The following is a 16,459-nucleotide window of genomic DNA, read 5'->3' as shown; positions in this document are numbered from 1 at the left end:
GTTCCACTGCCCCTACTGCGGTGAAGAGGACCTGGAGCCCTACGAGGGCGACGGCGGCTGGTACTGCCGCTCGTGCGCCCGCGCTTTCAAGCTGAAGTTTCTCGGAATCGGAGTGCGAACCTCATGAGCATCGTGGACGTTGAAATCGGGTTACGTCAGCAGCGCGGCGCGCTCGACATGCAGGACATCGTCGAGTCGGCCGCGCGTTTCCTGGAGGACGCCCCGGCCATCGAGATCATCCGGTGGGCGGCGGCGACCTTCGGCGACCGGCTCTGCCTGACCGCGTCGATGAGCGACGCGCTGATGATCGACCTGGTGAGCAGGGTGAAGCCGGGCGTGGACGTGCTCTTCATCGACACCGGCTACCACTTCGCCGAGACGATCGGCACCCGTGACGCGGTCCAGCAGGTCTACGACGTCAACGTGATCAACGTGCAGCCGTCCCGGACCGTGGCCGAGCAGGAGCGCGACCTGGGCCCGCGGCTGTTCGGCCGCAACCCCGACCTGTGCTGCTACCTGCGCAAGGTGGAGCCGCTCAACCGCGCGCTGGAGCCGTACCTCGCCTGGGTCTCCGGCATCCGCCGGGACGAGGCGGCCACCCGCGCCGGCATCAAGGTCGTGGAGTGGGACGCCAAGCGGCAGATGGTCAAGGTCAACCCGATCGCCCGCTGGACGCAGGACGACGTCGACAACTACATGGCCGACAACGGCGTGCTGATCAACCCGCTGCACTACGACAACTACCCCTCGATCGGCTGCGCCCCCTGCACCCGTCAGGTGGCCCCCGGCGAGGACCCGCGCAGCGGCCGCTGGGCAGGGATGGGCAAGACCGAGTGCGGCATCCACACGTGAGCCGCAGTTCCTCCGCCGCGCGGCCGGTCCCCCTGGTGGCGGTGGCGCACGGGTCGCGTGATCCGCGTGCCGCCGCGACGGTGGAGGAGCTGCTGGACGCGGTACGGCGGTCGCGGCCGGAGATCCCCGTGCGCGCCGCCTACCTCGACCACTCCGCCCCGACGCTCTCCGGGGCCCTGTCCGGGCTGACCGAGGCGGCGGTGCTGCCCCTGCTGCTCACCGAGGCCTACCACAGCAAGGTCGACATCCCCGGCGCGCTGGCCGAGGTCGCGGCCCGGCAGCCGCGGCTGCGCGTGCACCGGGGCACGACGCTCGGCCCGCACCCGCTGCTGACCGACGCCCTGGAGCGGCGCCTGGCCGAGGCGGGCGTGCCGGCCGGCGACCCGGAGACCGCCGTGGTCCTGTTCTCGGCCGGCTCCAGCGACCGCCGGGCCAACGCCACCGTGGCCGCGATCGCCGCGGACTGGGCCGCCCGGCGCGGCTGGTGGTCGGTGAGCGCGGCCTACGCCTCGGCCGCCGAGCCCGCCCCCGAGCAGGAGGTACGGCGGCTGCTGGAGGCCGGAGCGCCCCGCGTGGTGGTCTCCCCCTATCTGCTGGCGCCCGGTTACTTCGCCGACAGGACGCGCGAGCGCACCCTGGCCGCGGGCGCCGAGATCGTCGCGGAGGTGCTCGGCGCCGCCCCGGAGGTCGCCTCCGTGCTGCTCGAACGCTACGGGCAGGCCCTGGAGGCGGGCGAGCGGTCAATCACCGCCTGAGCGCGACACCTCCGCATCCGGGTCGGGGGCCGGCTGCGGCCCCTCGCCGTACGACCAGGGCTCGGCCAGGAAGCGGCAGTCCGGCCCGCTCTCGCACGGCTCCGCCCGCATCATGATGATCTGGAAACCGAGGTCGGCGCGGCTCTTCTCCGCCGTGTCCCGGTCGCGGCACAGGAGGTAGGCGGTGCGCAGCAGGCGGCCCGAGCGCTGCTCGACGTAGCGCTCGAAGTCGGCCCGGTCACGCATGCGGTGATCCTCACTGTTCGGTGATTGTCACCGGGTACTACCGATCAGGCCGCGCCGGACGTTGCACGCTCCGGGAAAATCGCGATCAGTGCCCGTGCGACCACCCGGACCCGTGGCCCCGCTCGCCGTGCGGGTCGGGATGGGAGTGGAGCCCGTGCCCGGGCGCCTGCGGCGGGTAGGGCTGCTGCGGGACGCCGGGCGGCAGCCGCCGGTACGGCTCGCCGGTCAGTTCCCCGCGCAGCTCGCGCCACTGCTCCCGCCAGGCGGCCCAGGCCTTCTTGACGGGCTTGGCCCGGGAGTCGCCGATCACCTTGATGTCGCCCATCAGGGCGAAGGCCCTGACCCGGACGACCGGCACGTTCATGCCCGGGGGCGCCTCGATCACCTGGACCTTCTTGTCCCCCATGATCGCGACACCGTCGAGCTCGACGTCCACCCCGTCCGGGACGATGATCTTCACATCGCCCATGACCGCGGTGGCGGCGATGTCGACCACGCCGGTGCGCACCTCGGCCTCGCGCAGGTCCAGCTCGACGTCGCCCATCACGGCCACCGCGCCGAGCTCCTGGTCGATCCGCCACTTGCCGCGGCGCTTGGATTCGCCCATCACCGCCACGAACCAGCGCCGCGACCGGCCCTCCTTCCGCGGGACGGGCGCGGGGGCCGGAGCCGGGATGTGACCCAGCCCCGGCAGGTCGGAGGTGATGACGGCCAGCTCGGCCTGGGTGACGGCGGTGTAGGCCGCCTCCGTGCGCTCGGTGAGCTCACCGAGGGTGAGCCGTCCCTCGACCGAGGCGACGCGGAGTTGCTCGACGACGGCTTCGCGCTCGGCGTCCGACGCGCGGATTCCACCCGGATCATTCACAACTCACAACATATCGCGAGTCGCGGTGGAAAGGATCCTCCCGAAGGAGGAAAGCCCCTACATCGACCGGCGCAGCGCGCGCCCGCCGCGATCGCGGACACCTATGATCCGGAGACATGTACGAAGAGCTTCTGGACGCCGCGGGCGAGAACGACACCGAGCGGATCGAGCGTCTGCTCCGGACGGGGACGCCCGCGGATCCGGCGGGCGAGAAGGAACCGACCGCGCTCTACCGGGCGGCGACGAACGGCCGGGCCGACCTGGTGCGGATCCTGCTGGCCTCCGGCGCCGACCCGAACCGGCGCAGCGGCGGTCAGGACGAGGGGCTGCCGCTGTGCGCCGCCGCGGCCCTGAACCGCGGCGAGGCGGCCCAGGCGCTGATGGACGCCGGGGCGGACCCGGCCGGGCGCGAGGACCAGGGCTGGTCCCCGGTGCTCTGGGCCGCCGCCAACGGGCACGCCGACATGCTCCGCCTGCTGCTGAACGCCGGAGCGCCGGCCGAGGACGCCAACGACGACGGCGAGACCGCGCTGACCCTGGCCGCCCGGCGTGGCGCGCCGGGCGCGGTGCGGGCGCTGCTGGAGGCCGGGGCCGATCCCGGGCGGCCGGACGGCGACGGCGACACGCCGCTGGCCATCGCCTACGACTGGCTCGGCGTCCAGCTGGAGAACGCGCTGCTGGAGCAGATCTCCGACCGGGTGCCGGAGGACGCCGGGATCGTCGTGGGCCGCACGCGCGCCGAGGACGGCACCGACCTGGTGACCGTCAGGGCCCTGGACGCCGAGGGCGCGGTCCTGGCCGAGGTGCAGAGCCAGCGCGGGCACGCGGCGGTGGCCACCCTGCTGGAGGAGGCGGCGGGCGAGCCGACGCCCTTCGAGGAGATGGTCGAGCGGGCGCTGCCGTACCGGGACCTCGACGAGGAGGCCGAGACCTGGTGGGCCGTGGCGGGCGCGCTGAGCCGGCGCGGCGACCGGGGGACCTTCGAGGACGCCGTGCGGCTGTGCGCCAGCGACGACCCGCGCAAGCGCGAGTTCGCCGTCGACGTGCTGGCGCAGTTCGGCTTCACCGAGGACGACAAGCCCTTCGTCGAGGAGTCGCTGCCCGTCCTGCGGCGCATGGCGGTCACCGAGGGCGACGAGCGGGTGCTGCGCTCGGTGCTCGGGGCGCTCGGCCACCACGCCGACCCCCGCGCCCTGCCCGAGGTGCTGAGGATCGTCACGGCCGAGGGCTGGACCCGCACCGAGGCCGATCCCGCCGCGCTGGCCGCGGTCCTGCCGCCCGGCCACAGCGAGGGGCTCGCCCTGCTCATCGCGATGACCGAGGACCCCGACGAGGGCGTCCGCGACTGGGCGACCATGGGCCTGGCCGGCCTCGACCAGGACAGCCCGCAGATCCGCGACGCGCTGGCCGCCCGGCTCGCCGACGAGGACCTGAACACGGTGGCCGAGGCCGCGCGGGGCCTGGCCGAGCGGGGCGACCCGCGGGCCAGGGCGGGCGTCGAGCGGGTGCTGGCCGAAAGCGACGACGACTACGCCAGGGACCTCGTCAGCGATCTTTGACCTCCGGGCCCTCCCGGGCACATGCCGTCACAGGCGGACGGCGTATGTTCGCTCATGAACACCTAACCAATCGAAAGGGACATCGCCATGGCGACGACACGCATCGCGACCACCAACTGGAAGGGCGCGCTGCTCGACGGCTCCGGCACCGTGTCGCTGGACTCCTCCGGCGTCGGCACGTTCGACGTGTCCTGGCCCTCCCGCGCCGAGCAGGCCAACGGCAAGACCTCCCCCGAGGAGCTCATCGCGGCCGCGCACTCCTCCTGCTTCTCGATGGCGCTGTCGCACGGGCTCGCCCAGGCGGGCACCCCGCCGCAGTCCGTGGAGACGAAGGCCGAGGTGACCTTCCAGCCGGGTGAGGGCATCACCGGGATCGTCCTGTCGGTGCGCGCCCAGGTTCCGGGCCTCACCGCCGAGCAGTTCCAGACCGCGGCCGAGACGGCCAAGGCCAACTGCCCCGTGAGCAAGGCGCTGGGAGGCACCACGATCACGCTCAACGCCGAGCTGCTGAGCTGACCGTCGCACTCCGCGGTCACGCGCGCCCCCACCGGGGCGCGCGTGACCGGTCCCGGCGCCTCGGTTGGCTTGTCCGGACTTGCGATGGAGCATGCCAGGTCAGCCCTGAACGCCACGTTTCCCGTGACTGGTGAAGGTGACAAAAGAGTCAACACCCTGCGACGGATCCCGGACTGGAGGAGAATAGGGTCATATGCGCGAAATCTGGCCGGGAGAGCCGTATCCGCTGGGTGGTACCTGGGACGGCGCGGGCACCAGCTTCTCGGTGTTCTCCGAGGTGGCCGAGCGGGTCGAGCTGTGCCTGTTCGACGACGACGGACGCGAGGAGAGGATCGACCTCCCCGAGGTCGACGGGTTCGTCTGGCACGGCTACCTGCCCGGGATCATGCCGGGGCAGCGGTACGGCTACCGCGTGCACGGCCCCTTCGATCCCTCCCACGGACACCGCTGCAACCCCTCCAAGCTGCTCCTGGACCCCTACGCCAAGGCGATCGAGGGAGAGGTGAAATGGAACGAGTCGATGTTCTCGTACCGGTTCACCGATCCGAGCGCGCTCAACGACGACGACAGCGCCGCCTTCATGCCGAAGAACGTGGTGATCAACCCGTTCTTCGAGTGGGGTAACGACCGGCCGCCCCGCACGCCGTACCACCAGACCGTCATCTACGAGACGCACGTGCGCGGGCTCACCATGTGCCATCCCGCGGTCCCCCCGGAGCAGCGCGGCACCTACGCCGGGCTGGCCCATCCGGCGGTCATCGAGCACCTGCTGAGCCTGGGCGTGACGGCGGTGGAGCTGATGCCGGTGCACCAGTTCGTCCCCGAGCACGCGATGGTGGCGCGCGGGCTGACCAACTACTGGGGCTACAACACCATCGCCTATCTCGCCCCGCACAACGCCTACTCCGGCTCGGGGCAGCGCGGCGGGCAGGTGCTGGAGTTCAAGGCGATGGTCCGGGCGCTGCACGAGGCGGGCATCGAGGTCATCCTCGACGTGGTCTACAACCACACCGCCGAGGGCGACCACATGGGCCCCACCCTGGGCTTCCGGGGGATCGACAACACCGCCTACTACCGCCTGCACGACGGCGACCGGCGGTACTACCTCGACTACACCGGCTGCGGCAACTCCCTCAACGTCCGCTCCCCGCACGCGCTGCAGCTCATCATGGACTCGCTGCGCTACTGGGTGCTGGACATGCACGTGGACGGCTTCCGCTTCGACCTGGCCGCCGCGCTCGCCCGCGAGCTGCACGACGTCGACCGGCTCAGCGCGTTCTTCGACCTGATCCAGCAGGACCCGATCATCTCGCAGGTCAAGCTCATCGCCGAGCCCTGGGACGTGGGCCCGGGCGGCTACCAGGTGGGCAACTTCCCCCCGTTGTGGACCGAGTGGAACGGCAAGTACCGCGACACCGTCCGCGACTTCTGGCGGGGCAACGGCTCGGCGCTGCCGGAGCTCGCCTCCCGGCTGACGGGCTCGGCCGACCTGTACGCCACCTCCGGGCGCCGGCCGGTGGCCTCGATCAACTTCGTCACCTGCCACGACGGGTTCACCCTGACCGACCTGGTCTCCTACAACCGCAAGCACAACGACGCCAACGGCGAGAACAACCGCGACGGCACCGACGACAACCGCTCGTGGAACTGCGGCGCCGAGGGACCGGTGGAGGATCCCGCGATCGTACGGCTCCGCCGCCGGCAGCGGCGCAACCTCCTGACCACCCTGTTCCTGTCCCAGGGCGTGCCCATGCTCTCCCAGGGCGACGAGATCGGGCGCACCCAGGGGGGCAACAACAACGCCTACTGCCAGGACAACGAGGTCTCCTGGGTCGACTGGTCGCAGACCCACAACGAGAAGGAGCTGCTGGACTTCGTCAGGATGCTGTCCGAGCTGCGCCGCAACCACCCGGTCTTCCAGCGGCGCAGGTTCTTCCACGGGCGCAAGGCCGACGACGGCACCCGCGACATCGTCTGGTTCACCCCCTCGGGGGAGGAGATGTCGGCGGCCGACTGGCACACCGGCTACGCCAAGTCGCTGGCCGTCTTCCTCAACGGCGGGGCCATCACCGAGCCCGGCCCGCGCGGCGAGCGGATCGTCGACGACTCGTTCCTGCTGCTCATCAACGGCCACCACGAGGACATGACCTTCGCGCTGCCCGAGTCGCGCTACGGCGCCGGGTGGCGCACGGTGCTGGACACCGCCGACGAGTTCGTCAGGGACGAGCCGTTCCCCGACGAGTACTGGCCGGCCGAGTCCGTGATCGCGGTGACCTCGCGCTCCATGCAGCTGCTGTGCTGCCCCAGGACGGCCTAGGGCCCGCTCACGCCCCCGTGGCGACGGCGGCGGTCAGCAGGACCAGGACGAACGTCGTCAGCGCGGCCGCGCCGTGCAGCAGCACGGCGATCATCGGGAAGCCGTTCTCGGCGCCGCGGGCGTGGCGGCCGCCGCCGAGCCAGCGGGTGAACATGACGAATCCCAGCAGCGCGGCCAGCGTGAGCACGCCGAAGGACACCCAGGCGAAGACCCGCTCGGAGGTCAGGACGTAGGCGATCCAGCAGCCCAGCGCGGAGACCGCCAGGACCGGATGCGAGAAGACCAGGGTCGCGGGGAAGCGGGTGACCTTGGTCGCCTGCCGGCGCAGGCCGCCGCCCGACAGCCACAGGTACAGCAGATAGATCCCCACCGTCGCAGTGATCAACCATGTCACGATCGCCGCCAACCCCACACGGCCCTCCCTGATCTCCTGTGAGGAATGATGTAACGGCGGACGCCCGAAGTCACCACCGGCGTCGAATCCGTTATCGCCGGAGCTGTGACAGGGTGGGGGAATGCGCCTCATCCATCCGGTGACCGCCGACGACGTCGATCTCACCCGGGCCTACGCCTACCCGGAGGGCCCCTGCGTCCGGCTCAACATGGTGGCCAGCACCGACGGCGGGACCTGGCTCAAGGGCCTGTCGGGCGGGCTGTCCGGCGCGGGTGACAAGCGCGTCTTCGGGGTGCTGCGCGGGCTGGCCGACGTGATCGTGGCGGGCGCCTCGACCGTCCGCGACGAAGGGTACGGCCCCGCCCGGCCGAGGGCGTCGTGGCCGCCGCTGCGCGAGGGCCGCCCGGACGCCCCACCGGTGGCGGTGGTCACCCGGCGGCTGGAGCTGGACCTGACCTCCGCGCTGTTCGCCGAGGCCGGGCCGGACTCGCGCACGATCGTCGTCACCTGCGGGGCGGCGCCGGCGGACCGGCGCGCCGAGGCCGCCCGGCACGCCGACGTGATCGTGGCCGGGGACGATCAGGTGGACCTGGCGGCGGCGCTGGAGGAGCTGCGCGACCGGGGCCTGAGGCGGGTGCTGTGCGAGGGCGGGGCGCGGATCAACGGGCAGCTGGCGGAGGCCGGCCTGGTCGACGAGGTCTGCCTGACGGTCAGCCCGATGCTGATCGGCGGGGCCGCCTCGCGGATCCTGAACGGCGCCGACGTCCTGACCCGGCTGCGGCTGGCCCACGTCCTGGAGGAGGAGGGTTTCCTGTTCACCCGGTACGTCCGCGAGCCCGGCTGACCCGCGCGGGTCCTCCGCGTCGAGGACACCCATTCAGAAATCCTCTGTTGGTGGACAGAGACCGACAAAAACGATATATCTCGACCATGACGTCATCCTCCCCCGGATCCTCCTCCGCCGGAAACGAGCTTCGCGCCACGGTCGCGGCCCGCCGCGACCTCGGTCCCGAATTCGAGGACTCCCTGATCGAGGGCTTCCTGGAGAAGGTGGACCTGGAGATCGACCGCAGGGTCGACGAGCGGATCGCCCGCCAGGCCGGCAAGCTGGCCCCGGCCGTCAATCCCACGGTGGCCGCCGGGCAGCGTCTCGCGCTGGCGATCGTCTCCATGGTGCTGGGCGTGGGGGTCACGATCGCCCTCCCCTTCGCCGGAGACGACTTCGCCTACCTGATCCTGGTCGCGTGGGCCGGGATCATCGCGGTGAACTTCGCCTTCGCCAGGGGAGGCCGGGAGCGATAGGGGCGCGCCTTCCCCTCCCACACCAACCAAGCGTATGCTTGTTCACGTTTCCGTACGGCTGACGCGGGAGTTGAAGCGTGGACGAGTACCGCAACCTGATCGGCGGACGGCTGGTGCCCGCCGCCGACGGCCGCACACTGGACTCGGTCAACCCGGCGACCGGCGAGGTGTGGGCCCGCATCCCGGCGAGCGGGAGGGCCGACGCCGAGGCGGCCGTGGCTGCGGCGCGCGCCGCGTTCCCGGCGTGGTCGGGCATGCCCGCCCTCGGCAGGGCGCACTTCCTGCGCAAGGTGGCGGAGGTGTTCGCCGGGCACGCCGAGGAGCTGGCCAGGATCGAGACCACCGACAACGGCCGCATCCTGCGCGACACCCTGAAGAAGGACCTGCCCGGCATGACCCACCTGTGGCAGATCGCCGCGGGCCAGGTGCTGGACGCGGTCAAGGGCGAGACGGTGATCCTCGGCCCGGACAGCATGGGACTGACCCGGCGGGAGCCGTACGGCGTGGCGGTGTGCATCATCCCGTGGAACTCCCCCATCTCGACCTTCTCCGCCAAGGCGGCCTACGCCCTCGCGGCGGGCAACACCGTCATCGTCAAGCCCGCCGAGCAGGCCTGCGCCTCCGTGCTGCGGCTGGGCGAGCTGCTGGCCGAGGTGCTGCCGCCCGGCGTGCTCAACATCGTCAGCGGCCTGGGCGAGGACGTGGGCGACCCGCTGGTGCGCCACCGGGGGGTGAACAAGGTCAGCCTCACCGGTTCCACCCAGACCGGCCAGGCCATCACCCGGGCCAGCGCCGACGCGCTCAAGCCGCTCACCTTCGAGCTGGGCGGCAAGTCGCCGAACATCGTCTTCTCCGACGCCGACCTCGACGCGGCCGCGCGGGGCGTGACGGTCGACTCGGTCTACACCGGCAACGCCGGCCAGGTCTGCGTGGCCGGGTCGCGCATCCTGGTCCACCGCCCGGTCTGGGACGAGATGATCGAGCGCATCACCGCGATCGCCTCGGAGATCAGGCTGGCCGACCCCCTCGACATGACCACCACGATGGGCCCGATCGTCTCCGCCGGGCAGTACGAGCGGGTCACCTCCTACCTGGAGATCGCCGGAAAGGAGGGCGCCGAGCTGGTGTTCGGCGGCGCCACGGGGGCCGAGGTCGTGCCGTCCATGCCGGGCGGGTACTGGGTCGCGCCGACGCTGCTGACCACGACCGACAACTCCCTGCGGGTCTGCCAGGAGGAGATCTTCGGCCCGGTGGCCGTGGCCATCCCCTTCGACACTGACGACGAGGCGCTGGCGATCTCCAACGACTCCTCCTACGGCCTGGCGGCGGGCCTGTGGACCCGCGACCTCGGGCGCGCCCAGCGCTTCCTGCGCGACCTGCAGACCGGGACGGTCTGGGTGAACACCTTCCGGCAGATGCCGCCCGGCCTGCCCTTCGGCGGCGTCAAGGACTCCGGTTACGGCCATGACGCGGTGCTGGAGTACACCAGGGAGAAGGCGGCCATCATCAAGACCTGAGAGCGGCCCCGGGGTCTTACCCCGAACCGAATATGGTTCTAGAGTCGGCCCATGGGCATCGGGATCACTGAGGAACACCGGGCGCTGGCCGACTCCGTCCGCGGCTTCGCCGCGCGGAACATCGCACCGCGCGGCATGGAGCACGAACCCTTCCGCGCCGCACTGGCCGCGCAGGGACTTCTCGGGCTGCACCTGCCCGAGGAGTACGGCGGGCAGGGCGGCGGCCTGGCGGAGCTGGCCGTGGCCCTGGAGGCACTCGGCGAACGCTGCGCGCCCGGTTCCTTCCTCCCCACCGCCCTGGCCTCCGCCGTCATCACCCGCGCCATACCGGAAGCCCACCACCCCGCCTCCGCCGAAGGGTCCCGCCGAGCCGTACCGGATCCCGCCGGGGAGACGCCCTCGGACGCCCCGGACGCGGCCTCATCCGAAGGATCCCGCCGCGCCTCCGCCGTACCGGCCCTGCTGGCCGCGCTGGCGGACGGCTCCCTGACCGCCGCCGTCGTCCTGCCTGCGGGCTCCCGCGCCGCCCTGCCCATCCCGCCGGACGGCCGTGCGGGGACCGGAGAAGCCGCCACAGGCGGGACCGGGAACGGCGGAGGCGGGAGCGGCGCCGCCGAGAGCGGTGGGTCCGAGGCTGACGGGACCGGGAGCGGCACGGCCGAGAGCGGCGGAGCCGGGAGCGGCGGAGCCGGGAGCGGCGGGGCCGGTGTGCCGTTCGCGACCGCGCTGGGCTCCTCCGGCGCGGATCTGTTCGTCCTGCCGCTGCCCGACGGCCGGTGGGCCGCACTGGACCGCGCGGACTGCGTGACCGCCCCGCTGGAGGGCGTCGATCTCACCCGGCCGCTGACGGCGGTGACGGTGGCGGCGCGTGCCGTACCGGAAGAGCGGGTGCTGCCCGGCGTGACCGCGGAGCTGGTGGAGGTGCTGGCCGCCGTCCTGCTCGGCGCCGAGGCGTGCGGCGTGGCCGCCTGGGCGGTGACCGCCGCCGCGGACTACGCCAAGGTCCGCGAGCAGTTCGGCCGCCCGATCGGCCAGTTCCAGGGGGTCAAGCACCGCTGCGCCGCCATGCTGGTCGCCCTGGAGCAGGCCCGCGCCGCCGTGTGGGACGCCGCCCGCGCCCTCGACGGGCAGGGCTCCCCGACGGCGAACCCTGCGGCGGCGCCCGGGGGCGACGGCTCCTCCGCCGCGCCTCCCGGCGGGGATTCATCCATAGCCGCGGCTCCGGGGGAGGACTCCCCCGCTGTGGCCGCTCCGGGACGGTTGGACGATGAGACCCTCCTGACGGTGGCCGTGGCCGGGGTGCTGGCCGCCGACGCGGCCGTGCGGTGTGCGGCGGACGCCATCCAGGTGCTGGGCGGCATCGGCTACACCTACGAGCACGACGCCCATCTGTACTACCGGCGGGCGCTGTCGCTGCGGGCGCTGAGCGGCGACCCCGGCGGATGGGCCGAACGGGTGGCCGTGCTGGCCTCGGGCGGGGTCCGCAGGGACATGAGCCCGGACCTGCCGCGGGAGGCCGAGGCGTTCCGGCGGGAGGTCGGGGCCGCCGTCGCCTCGCTGGCGGCCGAGGAACCGCTCACCCGGCTGGCCCGCCTCGCCTCCGAGGGGTGGATCATGCCGTACCTGCCCGAGCCCTGGGGCCGGGCCGCCTCCCCGCTGGAGCAGGTCGTCATCCACCAGGAGTTCCGCGCCGGGGGCGTCCGCCGCCCCAACCTGGGCATCGGAGCCTGGGCCGTGCCCTCGATCGTCCGGTACGGCACGCCGGAACAGCGGGAGCGCTTCCTGCCGAAGACCTTCACCACCGAGATCACCTGGTGCCAGCTGTTCAGCGAGCCCGGCGCCGGCTCCGACCTGGCGTCCCTGTCCACCAAGGCCGTCCGGGTCGAGGGCGGCTGGTCGCTGAGCGGCCAGAAGATCTGGACCTCCCTGGCCCAGTACGCGCACTGGGGCATCTGCCTGGCCAGGACCGACCCGGACGCCCGCAAGCACGAGGGCATCACCTACTTCCTGGTCGACATGTCCTCCCCCGGCGTCACGGTCCGGCCGCTCAAGGAGATCAACGGGGACGAGATCTTCAACGAGGTCTTCCTCGACGACGTCTTCGTCCCCGACGACCTGGTGGTCGGGGAGGTCAACCGGGGCTGGAGGGTCGCCCGCGACACCCTCTCCCACGAGCGCGTCGCCCTGGGCGACTCGTGGGGTCCGGGTTCCCAGCACACCGACATGGTCAAACTGATCGGCACGCTCGGCGGCCCCGGCGTCCTGCGCCCCGCCGACCTGGAGCGCGCCGGGCGCGTGTGGGCCGAGGGGCAGGCCGTCTCGGCCCTCGGCCTGCGCGTGACGCTCTCCCAGCTGTCCGGCGGCGACTCCGGGACCGCCTCCAGCGTCCGCAAGCTCCTCGGCATGCGCCACTCCCAGGCGATCTCGGAGTTCTGCTGGTCCCTCGCGCCCGCCTCGCCGTACTGGAACCGGATGATCCTCACCACCCGCGCCTTCACCATCGGCGGCGGCACCACCGAGGTCCAGCTCAACATCATCGCCGAACGCGCCCTCGGCCTGCCCAGGGATCCCTGACCTCCCCGGCCCGCCGAGGGCGCGTCCGGCCGTCTCAGGACGTCTCGGGACGTCTCAGAACGGCGTGAGCGTGATCCCGGCGGACTTCGGCGAGCCGTCGTGGACCAGGGACTCGAAGTGGCCGACGTCGTCGAAGGCGAAGCCGTAGGCCTTGCCGTCCACCGAGTGCGCGTGCAGCTTCCTGGAGTAGTGGTCGGTGACGGTCCTGGTGTAGAACTGCGCGGGGTCCCTGGTCGGCTGGGTGTGCAGATAGCCGAGCGTCGAGCGGTGCAGCGCGGCGCACAGGGTGCGCGCGATCGGCCCGACCACGGGGTCGTTGGGCGCGTGCAGCCGCCCGTCGCAGCCGAAGACGTCCTTGGTCGAGGGCCGCGGGAAGGACGCCACCCGGGCGCCGGAGGCGTCGGTGAAGTGCATCACGCCGGAGGCGTCGGTCCGGCCGAGGAACTTCCTGCCGGGCTCGTTCTCGAACGGCACGACGGTCAGCGTCCTGCTCCGGTAGGTCTCCCAGGCCGAGCGGATGTAGCCGTCCATGTAGGTGGGGCTGAACACGCCGGTGTCGATGCCCTTGTGGGGCGAGATCACCCGCAGCCGCGTCCCGTCGGCACGGCGATGGATCAGCTTCGCCCAGTCGCCCGGCTGGTTCTTCACCGCGTCGAAGATGCGCTCACGGCCGTTGGCCACCAGGTCCCCGGTCCGCCTGCGCGTGCCGTCCCCGCCGGTCACCTCGACCGCCTGGGGCACGCTGAACATGTCCACCATCGAGGTGTTCAGCCACAGGCCGCTGCCGTTGTAGGTGAACTCGGTCCAGTCGAACAGGATGTCCCGGTTGGGGTCGCCCGGCGCCCAGGGCGCGGGCTGCACGAAACCGTCCGGGGTCAGGGAGAACTTCAGCTTCGCCCCGAAGGAGACGTACACCCGGCCGGACATGTTCAGCGGCAGCCGGAGCGTCTTGGCCGCGCCCTTGGCCGGCCCGGGGATCGCGACGTCGGGGGCGGGGCTGGGCGGGATCGAGCCGGCCGGCCAGGGGGCGAACACGCCGTTCGCGTCGGCGTATCCGAGCCGGCCGGTGGTGAGGTTCGTGCCGAGCACGTAGATGTGGATCTGCTCCCCCCGTCCGGACCGGTTCGTGACGGTCAGCGGCAGCAGGCTCGGCGGCGCGGTCCGCGCCTGCGTCCCGGCCGTCCCCGTTCCCGAGGCCGCCGTCACCGGGGCCGGGGCGGCGGCCAGGAGGGCGGGCACGGTCAGGGCCACCGCGGCGAGCCGACGGAGTGTCGTGCGTGGGGTGGGCATAAGCGACTCCTCGATCGTCTACCAGCGCGAGGCAGCCTACGAGAGCGCTCTCCAGACAAATAGCCGCTTAAGTTACATTTAAGCCGGGTCTAAGAGAGCGCTCTCGAAGCATGAGCCGGGCATGCCCCGGACGCCGTCAGTGGAGCAGGAGGCGGTCCATGCCGTCGATCATCCAGTCGACGCATTCGGTCAGCGTCCATCCCCGGCCGAGCAGCACCTCGGTGGTCTGCTCGTCGAAAACCGCCCAGAAGACGTCGGCGGCGCGCTCGACGGTCAGCCCGGGGCGCAGCAGGTGGGCGAAGGACTCCACGAGGACCCGCATGTCGGCGTAGCGGCGCCGCTGGTACTCCTCCCACGCCTCGCCGATCTCGGGGTCGCCCGGCGCCGCCTCCCGGAACGCCCGCATGATCTCCCCGGACATGGGCGGCCGGTTCAGCGCGATCTCGCGCAGCAGGCGCAGCTTCTCCTTCTTGTCCCGCTCCTCGAGCAGCCGCCGGAACCAGTCCCGCTCCCGCAGCGACTCGGGCGCGGCGTCCCCGACGAGGCTCTGGTCGACCGCGGCCAGCAACAGCTCGGCCTTGGCCCCCTGCGCATAGACGGTCGGCGCGGAGACGCCCGCCCGGGCGGCGATGTCCTTCATCGTCGTCTCGGCGTAGCCCTTCTCGACGAAGCACTCCGCGGCGGCGGCTATCACGGCCACCCTGGTCCGTTCCGCCTGCTCGGCGCGGAGGGCCGAGCGGTACGCCCGCTTCCCTTCCACCACGCATTGACTTTATCAGACGGTAATTCATTTTATTCTGGGTAAAGCCGAATAATCGATCATGGCATCCCGGACCCGCCGGAGGGTCACCCGGGCGGATGGTAGGCCCGGACGAGATGGGCGTAGACGATCGTGTTGTCCCGGTAGCTGTGCGCCCCGCGGTCGAAGACGCCGCCGCAGGTGACCAGGCGCAGGCCGGGATAGTCCACGTCACCGTACACCCGGGCCGTGGGGAAGTCCTCCTTGGCGACGCGCTCGCGCTTGTCCACCACGAAGACGGCCACGGAGCCGTCGGAGCGCATGACGTGGATCTGGTCGCCGCGCCTGACCTCGTCGAGGCGGGCGAAGACCGCGGGCCCGGTACGGGTGTCCAGGTGGCCGGTGATGACGGCGGGACCGCTCTGGCCGGGGGCCGGACCGTGGCGGTACCAGCCGGCGATGTTGGCCGGGGACAGGGGCGGGTTCTCGATGGCGCCCTCGGCGTCGAGGCCCAGCTGCATCAGCGGGGCGGCCACCCCGATCCTGGAGATGTAGACGGCCCGCGGGACGGACCTGCCCATCGGCCGGGCGAAGGTCCGGGCCAGCACGTCGGCGGGCTCGGTCAGGACGGGCGGGTGGCGCGGGACGTGGGTCGGCACCGGCTCGGCGGCCGTTCCGGGACCGCCTCCGGAGACCATTCCGGCGACGCCGAACGCGATCAACGCGATCCCGGCCACCGCGGCCGCGACGGCTCCGCCGAGGGCGAGCAGCTGGGTCCGGGACGGGGTCGGGGGCACCGCTCAGGCTTCACCCGCCCGCCGGCGCCGTACGGCGTAGCCGGCCAGCCCGGCACCGATCAGCAGCGCCCCGCCACCGGCGGCGAAGGGCCAGACGGTGGGCTCGGCGGCGAGGCCGCCGGCCCCGGTCTGCGGAGCGCCCTGCGGGACCTTGCGCCCGCCGCCGGCGGGCTTCCACGGGGAGGGGGGCAGGGAGGCCGGGCCGCTGGAGAACGTCTCGCCGGGGGCGGCCGACCAGCTCTCGCCCGGGGAGCGCGGCAGCGGGATGCTCGCGAAGGTCTCGTCGGAATCCGGCTCCGGCTCCGGCCAGTCGCCCTGTCCGGACTCTCCGGGTTCCGGGTCACCGGAGAAGCTCTCACCCGGCTCGGAGCCGCCGAGGCTCGGGCCGGACCCGTGCTCCTCGGCCCACGGGTCGCCCTCCGAGGGCGGGCTTCCCGGCTGCGACTCGCACACGGCCACGCCCTCCTCGCAGGTGGCCGCCACGGCGGGCCCGCGCGCCGCGGAGGTCTGGGCGGTGGCCGTACCCACACCTGCCGCCATTCCGACGCCGCCGACCGTGAAGGCCACCGCCGCGCCCGCGGCGGCGAGACGTCGTGTTCCTGCGACTGCCACAGCTTCACTCCCGGTGCCGACGAGATTCCCGAGCCCCGATGTACGGCTGAGCTTCGCGAACTATTGGACCTGGAGTCAAGTAATGTAATGGAAGCGCAACAGATGTCCGTCCCGGCCCGGCGGC

Annotated in this window: 16 protein-coding genes; 9 read left to right on the top strand and 7 right to left on the bottom strand. The window is 72.4% G+C overall.

Features of this window, described 5'->3' with window-relative positions; translation table 11 throughout:
• The first annotated feature begins 123 nt into the window (after positions 1-123).
• Positions 124-852: a phosphoadenylyl-sulfate reductase gene (locus Psi01_RS06910; RefSeq protein WP_204063084.1), complete on the top strand. Its 729-nt coding sequence runs from the start codon at positions 124-126 to the stop codon at positions 850-852.
• On the top strand, positions 849-1,607 hold the full coding sequence (locus Psi01_RS06905) for a sirohydrochlorin chelatase (protein WP_239127213.1): 759 nt from the start codon (positions 849-851) through the stop codon (positions 1,605-1,607). Before Psi01_RS06910 ends, Psi01_RS06905 begins: the two co-directional genes overlap by 4 nt.
• Here Psi01_RS06905 and Psi01_RS06900 read toward each other — a convergent pair.
• Both Psi01_RS06900 and Psi01_RS06895 read right to left on the bottom strand, forming a co-directional pair.
• On the bottom strand, positions 1,593-1,853 hold the full coding sequence (locus tag Psi01_RS06900; protein WP_204063083.1) for an RNA polymerase sigma factor: 261 nt from the start codon (positions 1,851-1,853) through the stop codon (positions 1,593-1,595). The genes Psi01_RS06905 and Psi01_RS06900 overlap by 15 nt on opposite strands.
• 85 nt (positions 1,854-1,938) lie before the next feature.
• Positions 1,939-2,718, bottom strand: a complete 780-nt coding sequence (locus Psi01_RS06895) for a DUF1707 SHOCT-like domain-containing protein (protein WP_204063082.1) — start codon at positions 2,716-2,718, stop codon at positions 1,939-1,941.
• A 116-nt stretch (positions 2,719-2,834) separates the two neighbouring features.
• Between Psi01_RS06895 and Psi01_RS06890 the strand changes: the two genes are divergently transcribed.
• The 3 genes from Psi01_RS06890 to glgX all read left to right on the top strand — a co-directional run bounded on the left by Psi01_RS06890 (position 2,835) and on the right by glgX (position 7,110).
• Positions 2,835-4,277, top strand: a complete 1,443-nt coding sequence (locus Psi01_RS06890; RefSeq protein WP_204063081.1) for an ankyrin repeat domain-containing protein — start codon at positions 2,835-2,837, stop codon at positions 4,275-4,277.
• Positions 4,278-4,364: 87 nt separating this feature from the next.
• Positions 4,365-4,793 carry an OsmC family protein gene (locus Psi01_RS06885; RefSeq protein ID WP_203874130.1) on the top strand — a complete coding sequence of 143 codons (429 nt, stop codon included), beginning with the start codon at positions 4,365-4,367 and terminating at the stop codon, positions 4,791-4,793.
• 193 nt (positions 4,794-4,986) lie between these two features.
• Positions 4,987-7,110 (top strand): glycogen debranching protein GlgX, encoded by a 2,124-nt coding sequence (glgX, locus tag Psi01_RS06880; protein WP_204063080.1) that lies wholly within the window; start codon positions 4,987-4,989, stop codon positions 7,108-7,110.
• A gap of 7 nt (positions 7,111-7,117) precedes the next feature.
• Here glgX and Psi01_RS06875 read toward each other — a convergent pair whose 3' ends face one another.
• A complete protein-coding gene (locus Psi01_RS06875) occupies positions 7,118-7,504 on the bottom strand; it encodes a hypothetical protein (protein WP_239127212.1) in 387 nt (128 codons plus the stop codon).
• Positions 7,505-7,625: 121 nt separating this feature from the next.
• On the opposite strand from Psi01_RS06875, the gene Psi01_RS06870 reads away from it, so the two are divergent.
• The 4 genes from Psi01_RS06870 to Psi01_RS43170 all read left to right on the top strand — a co-directional run bounded on the left by Psi01_RS06870 (position 7,626) and on the right by Psi01_RS43170 (position 12,897).
• Complete coding sequence (locus tag Psi01_RS06870; RefSeq protein WP_204063078.1) at positions 7,626-8,348, top strand: pyrimidine reductase family protein; 723 nt, start codon at positions 7,626-7,628, stop codon at positions 8,346-8,348.
• 86 nt (positions 8,349-8,434) lie between these two features.
• Complete coding sequence (locus Psi01_RS06865; protein WP_204063077.1) at positions 8,435-8,806, top strand: hypothetical protein; 372 nt, start codon at positions 8,435-8,437, stop codon at positions 8,804-8,806.
• 77 nt (positions 8,807-8,883) lie between these two features.
• Positions 8,884-10,323 carry an aldehyde dehydrogenase family protein gene (locus Psi01_RS06860; protein ID WP_204063076.1) on the top strand — a complete coding sequence of 480 codons (1,440 nt, stop codon included), beginning with the start codon at positions 8,884-8,886 and terminating at the stop codon, positions 10,321-10,323.
• 51 nt (positions 10,324-10,374) lie between these two features.
• On the top strand, positions 10,375-12,897 hold the full coding sequence (locus tag Psi01_RS43170) for an acyl-CoA dehydrogenase family protein (RefSeq protein WP_239127211.1): 2,523 nt from the start codon (positions 10,375-10,377) through the stop codon (positions 12,895-12,897).
• Positions 12,898-12,951: 54 nt separating this feature from the next.
• Here the strand turns inward: Psi01_RS43170 and Psi01_RS06840 are convergent, their stop codons facing one another.
• The 4 genes from Psi01_RS06840 to Psi01_RS06825 form a co-directional block, all read right to left on the bottom strand.
• Positions 12,952-14,187 carry a beta-1,3-glucanase family protein gene (locus tag Psi01_RS06840; RefSeq protein WP_204063075.1) on the bottom strand — a complete coding sequence of 412 codons (1,236 nt, stop codon included), beginning with the start codon at positions 14,185-14,187 and terminating at the stop codon, positions 12,952-12,954.
• A gap of 136 nt (positions 14,188-14,323) precedes the next feature.
• Entirely contained in the window at positions 14,324-14,950 is a 627-nt protein-coding gene (locus Psi01_RS06835) for a TetR/AcrR family transcriptional regulator (RefSeq protein ID WP_204063074.1), read from the bottom strand.
• A gap of 83 nt (positions 14,951-15,033) precedes the next feature.
• A complete protein-coding gene (locus Psi01_RS06830) occupies positions 15,034-15,723 on the bottom strand; it encodes a class F sortase (RefSeq protein ID WP_204063073.1) in 690 nt (229 codons plus the stop codon).
• A gap of 3 nt (positions 15,724-15,726) precedes the next feature.
• Positions 15,727-16,335: a hypothetical protein gene (locus Psi01_RS06825; RefSeq protein WP_204063072.1), complete on the bottom strand. Its 609-nt coding sequence runs from the start codon at positions 16,333-16,335 to the stop codon at positions 15,727-15,729.
• Positions 16,336-16,459 lie beyond the last annotated feature (124 nt).

It is taken from the genome of Paraplanobispora siamensis (assembly GCF_016863175.1).
Taxonomy (GTDB): domain Bacteria; phylum Actinomycetota; class Actinomycetes; order Streptosporangiales; family Streptosporangiaceae; genus Planobispora; species Planobispora siamensis.
This window is presented reverse-complemented; position numbering and strand designations above follow the sequence as displayed.

What these genes read in the sequence shown, in the direction of transcription:
- Psi01_RS06865 (WP_204063077.1), top strand. Translation starts at nt 8,435, where the DNA reads ATGACGTCATCCTCCCCCGGATCCTCCTCCGCCGGAAACGAGCTTCGC.
- Psi01_RS06885 (WP_203874130.1), top strand. Translation starts at nt 4,365, where the DNA reads ATGGCGACGACACGCATCGCGACCACCAACTGGAAGGGCGCGCTGCTC.
- glgX (WP_204063080.1), top strand. Translation starts at nt 4,987, where the DNA reads ATGCGCGAAATCTGGCCGGGAGAGCCGTATCCGCTGGGTGGTACCTGG.
- Psi01_RS06840 (WP_204063075.1), bottom strand. Translation starts at nt 14,187, where the DNA reads ATGCCCACCCCACGCACGACACTCCGTCGGCTCGCCGCGGTGGCCCTG.
- Psi01_RS06910 (WP_204063084.1), top strand. Translation starts at nt 124, where the DNA reads ATGAGCATCGTGGACGTTGAAATCGGGTTACGTCAGCAGCGCGGCGCG.
- Psi01_RS06870 (WP_204063078.1), top strand. Translation starts at nt 7,626, where the DNA reads ATGCGCCTCATCCATCCGGTGACCGCCGACGACGTCGATCTCACCCGG.
- Psi01_RS06900 (WP_204063083.1), bottom strand. Translation starts at nt 1,853, where the DNA reads ATGCGTGACCGGGCCGACTTCGAGCGCTACGTCGAGCAGCGCTCGGGC.
- Psi01_RS06890 (WP_204063081.1), top strand. Translation starts at nt 2,835, where the DNA reads ATGTACGAAGAGCTTCTGGACGCCGCGGGCGAGAACGACACCGAGCGG.
- Psi01_RS43170 (WP_239127211.1), top strand. Translation starts at nt 10,375, where the DNA reads ATGGGCATCGGGATCACTGAGGAACACCGGGCGCTGGCCGACTCCGTC.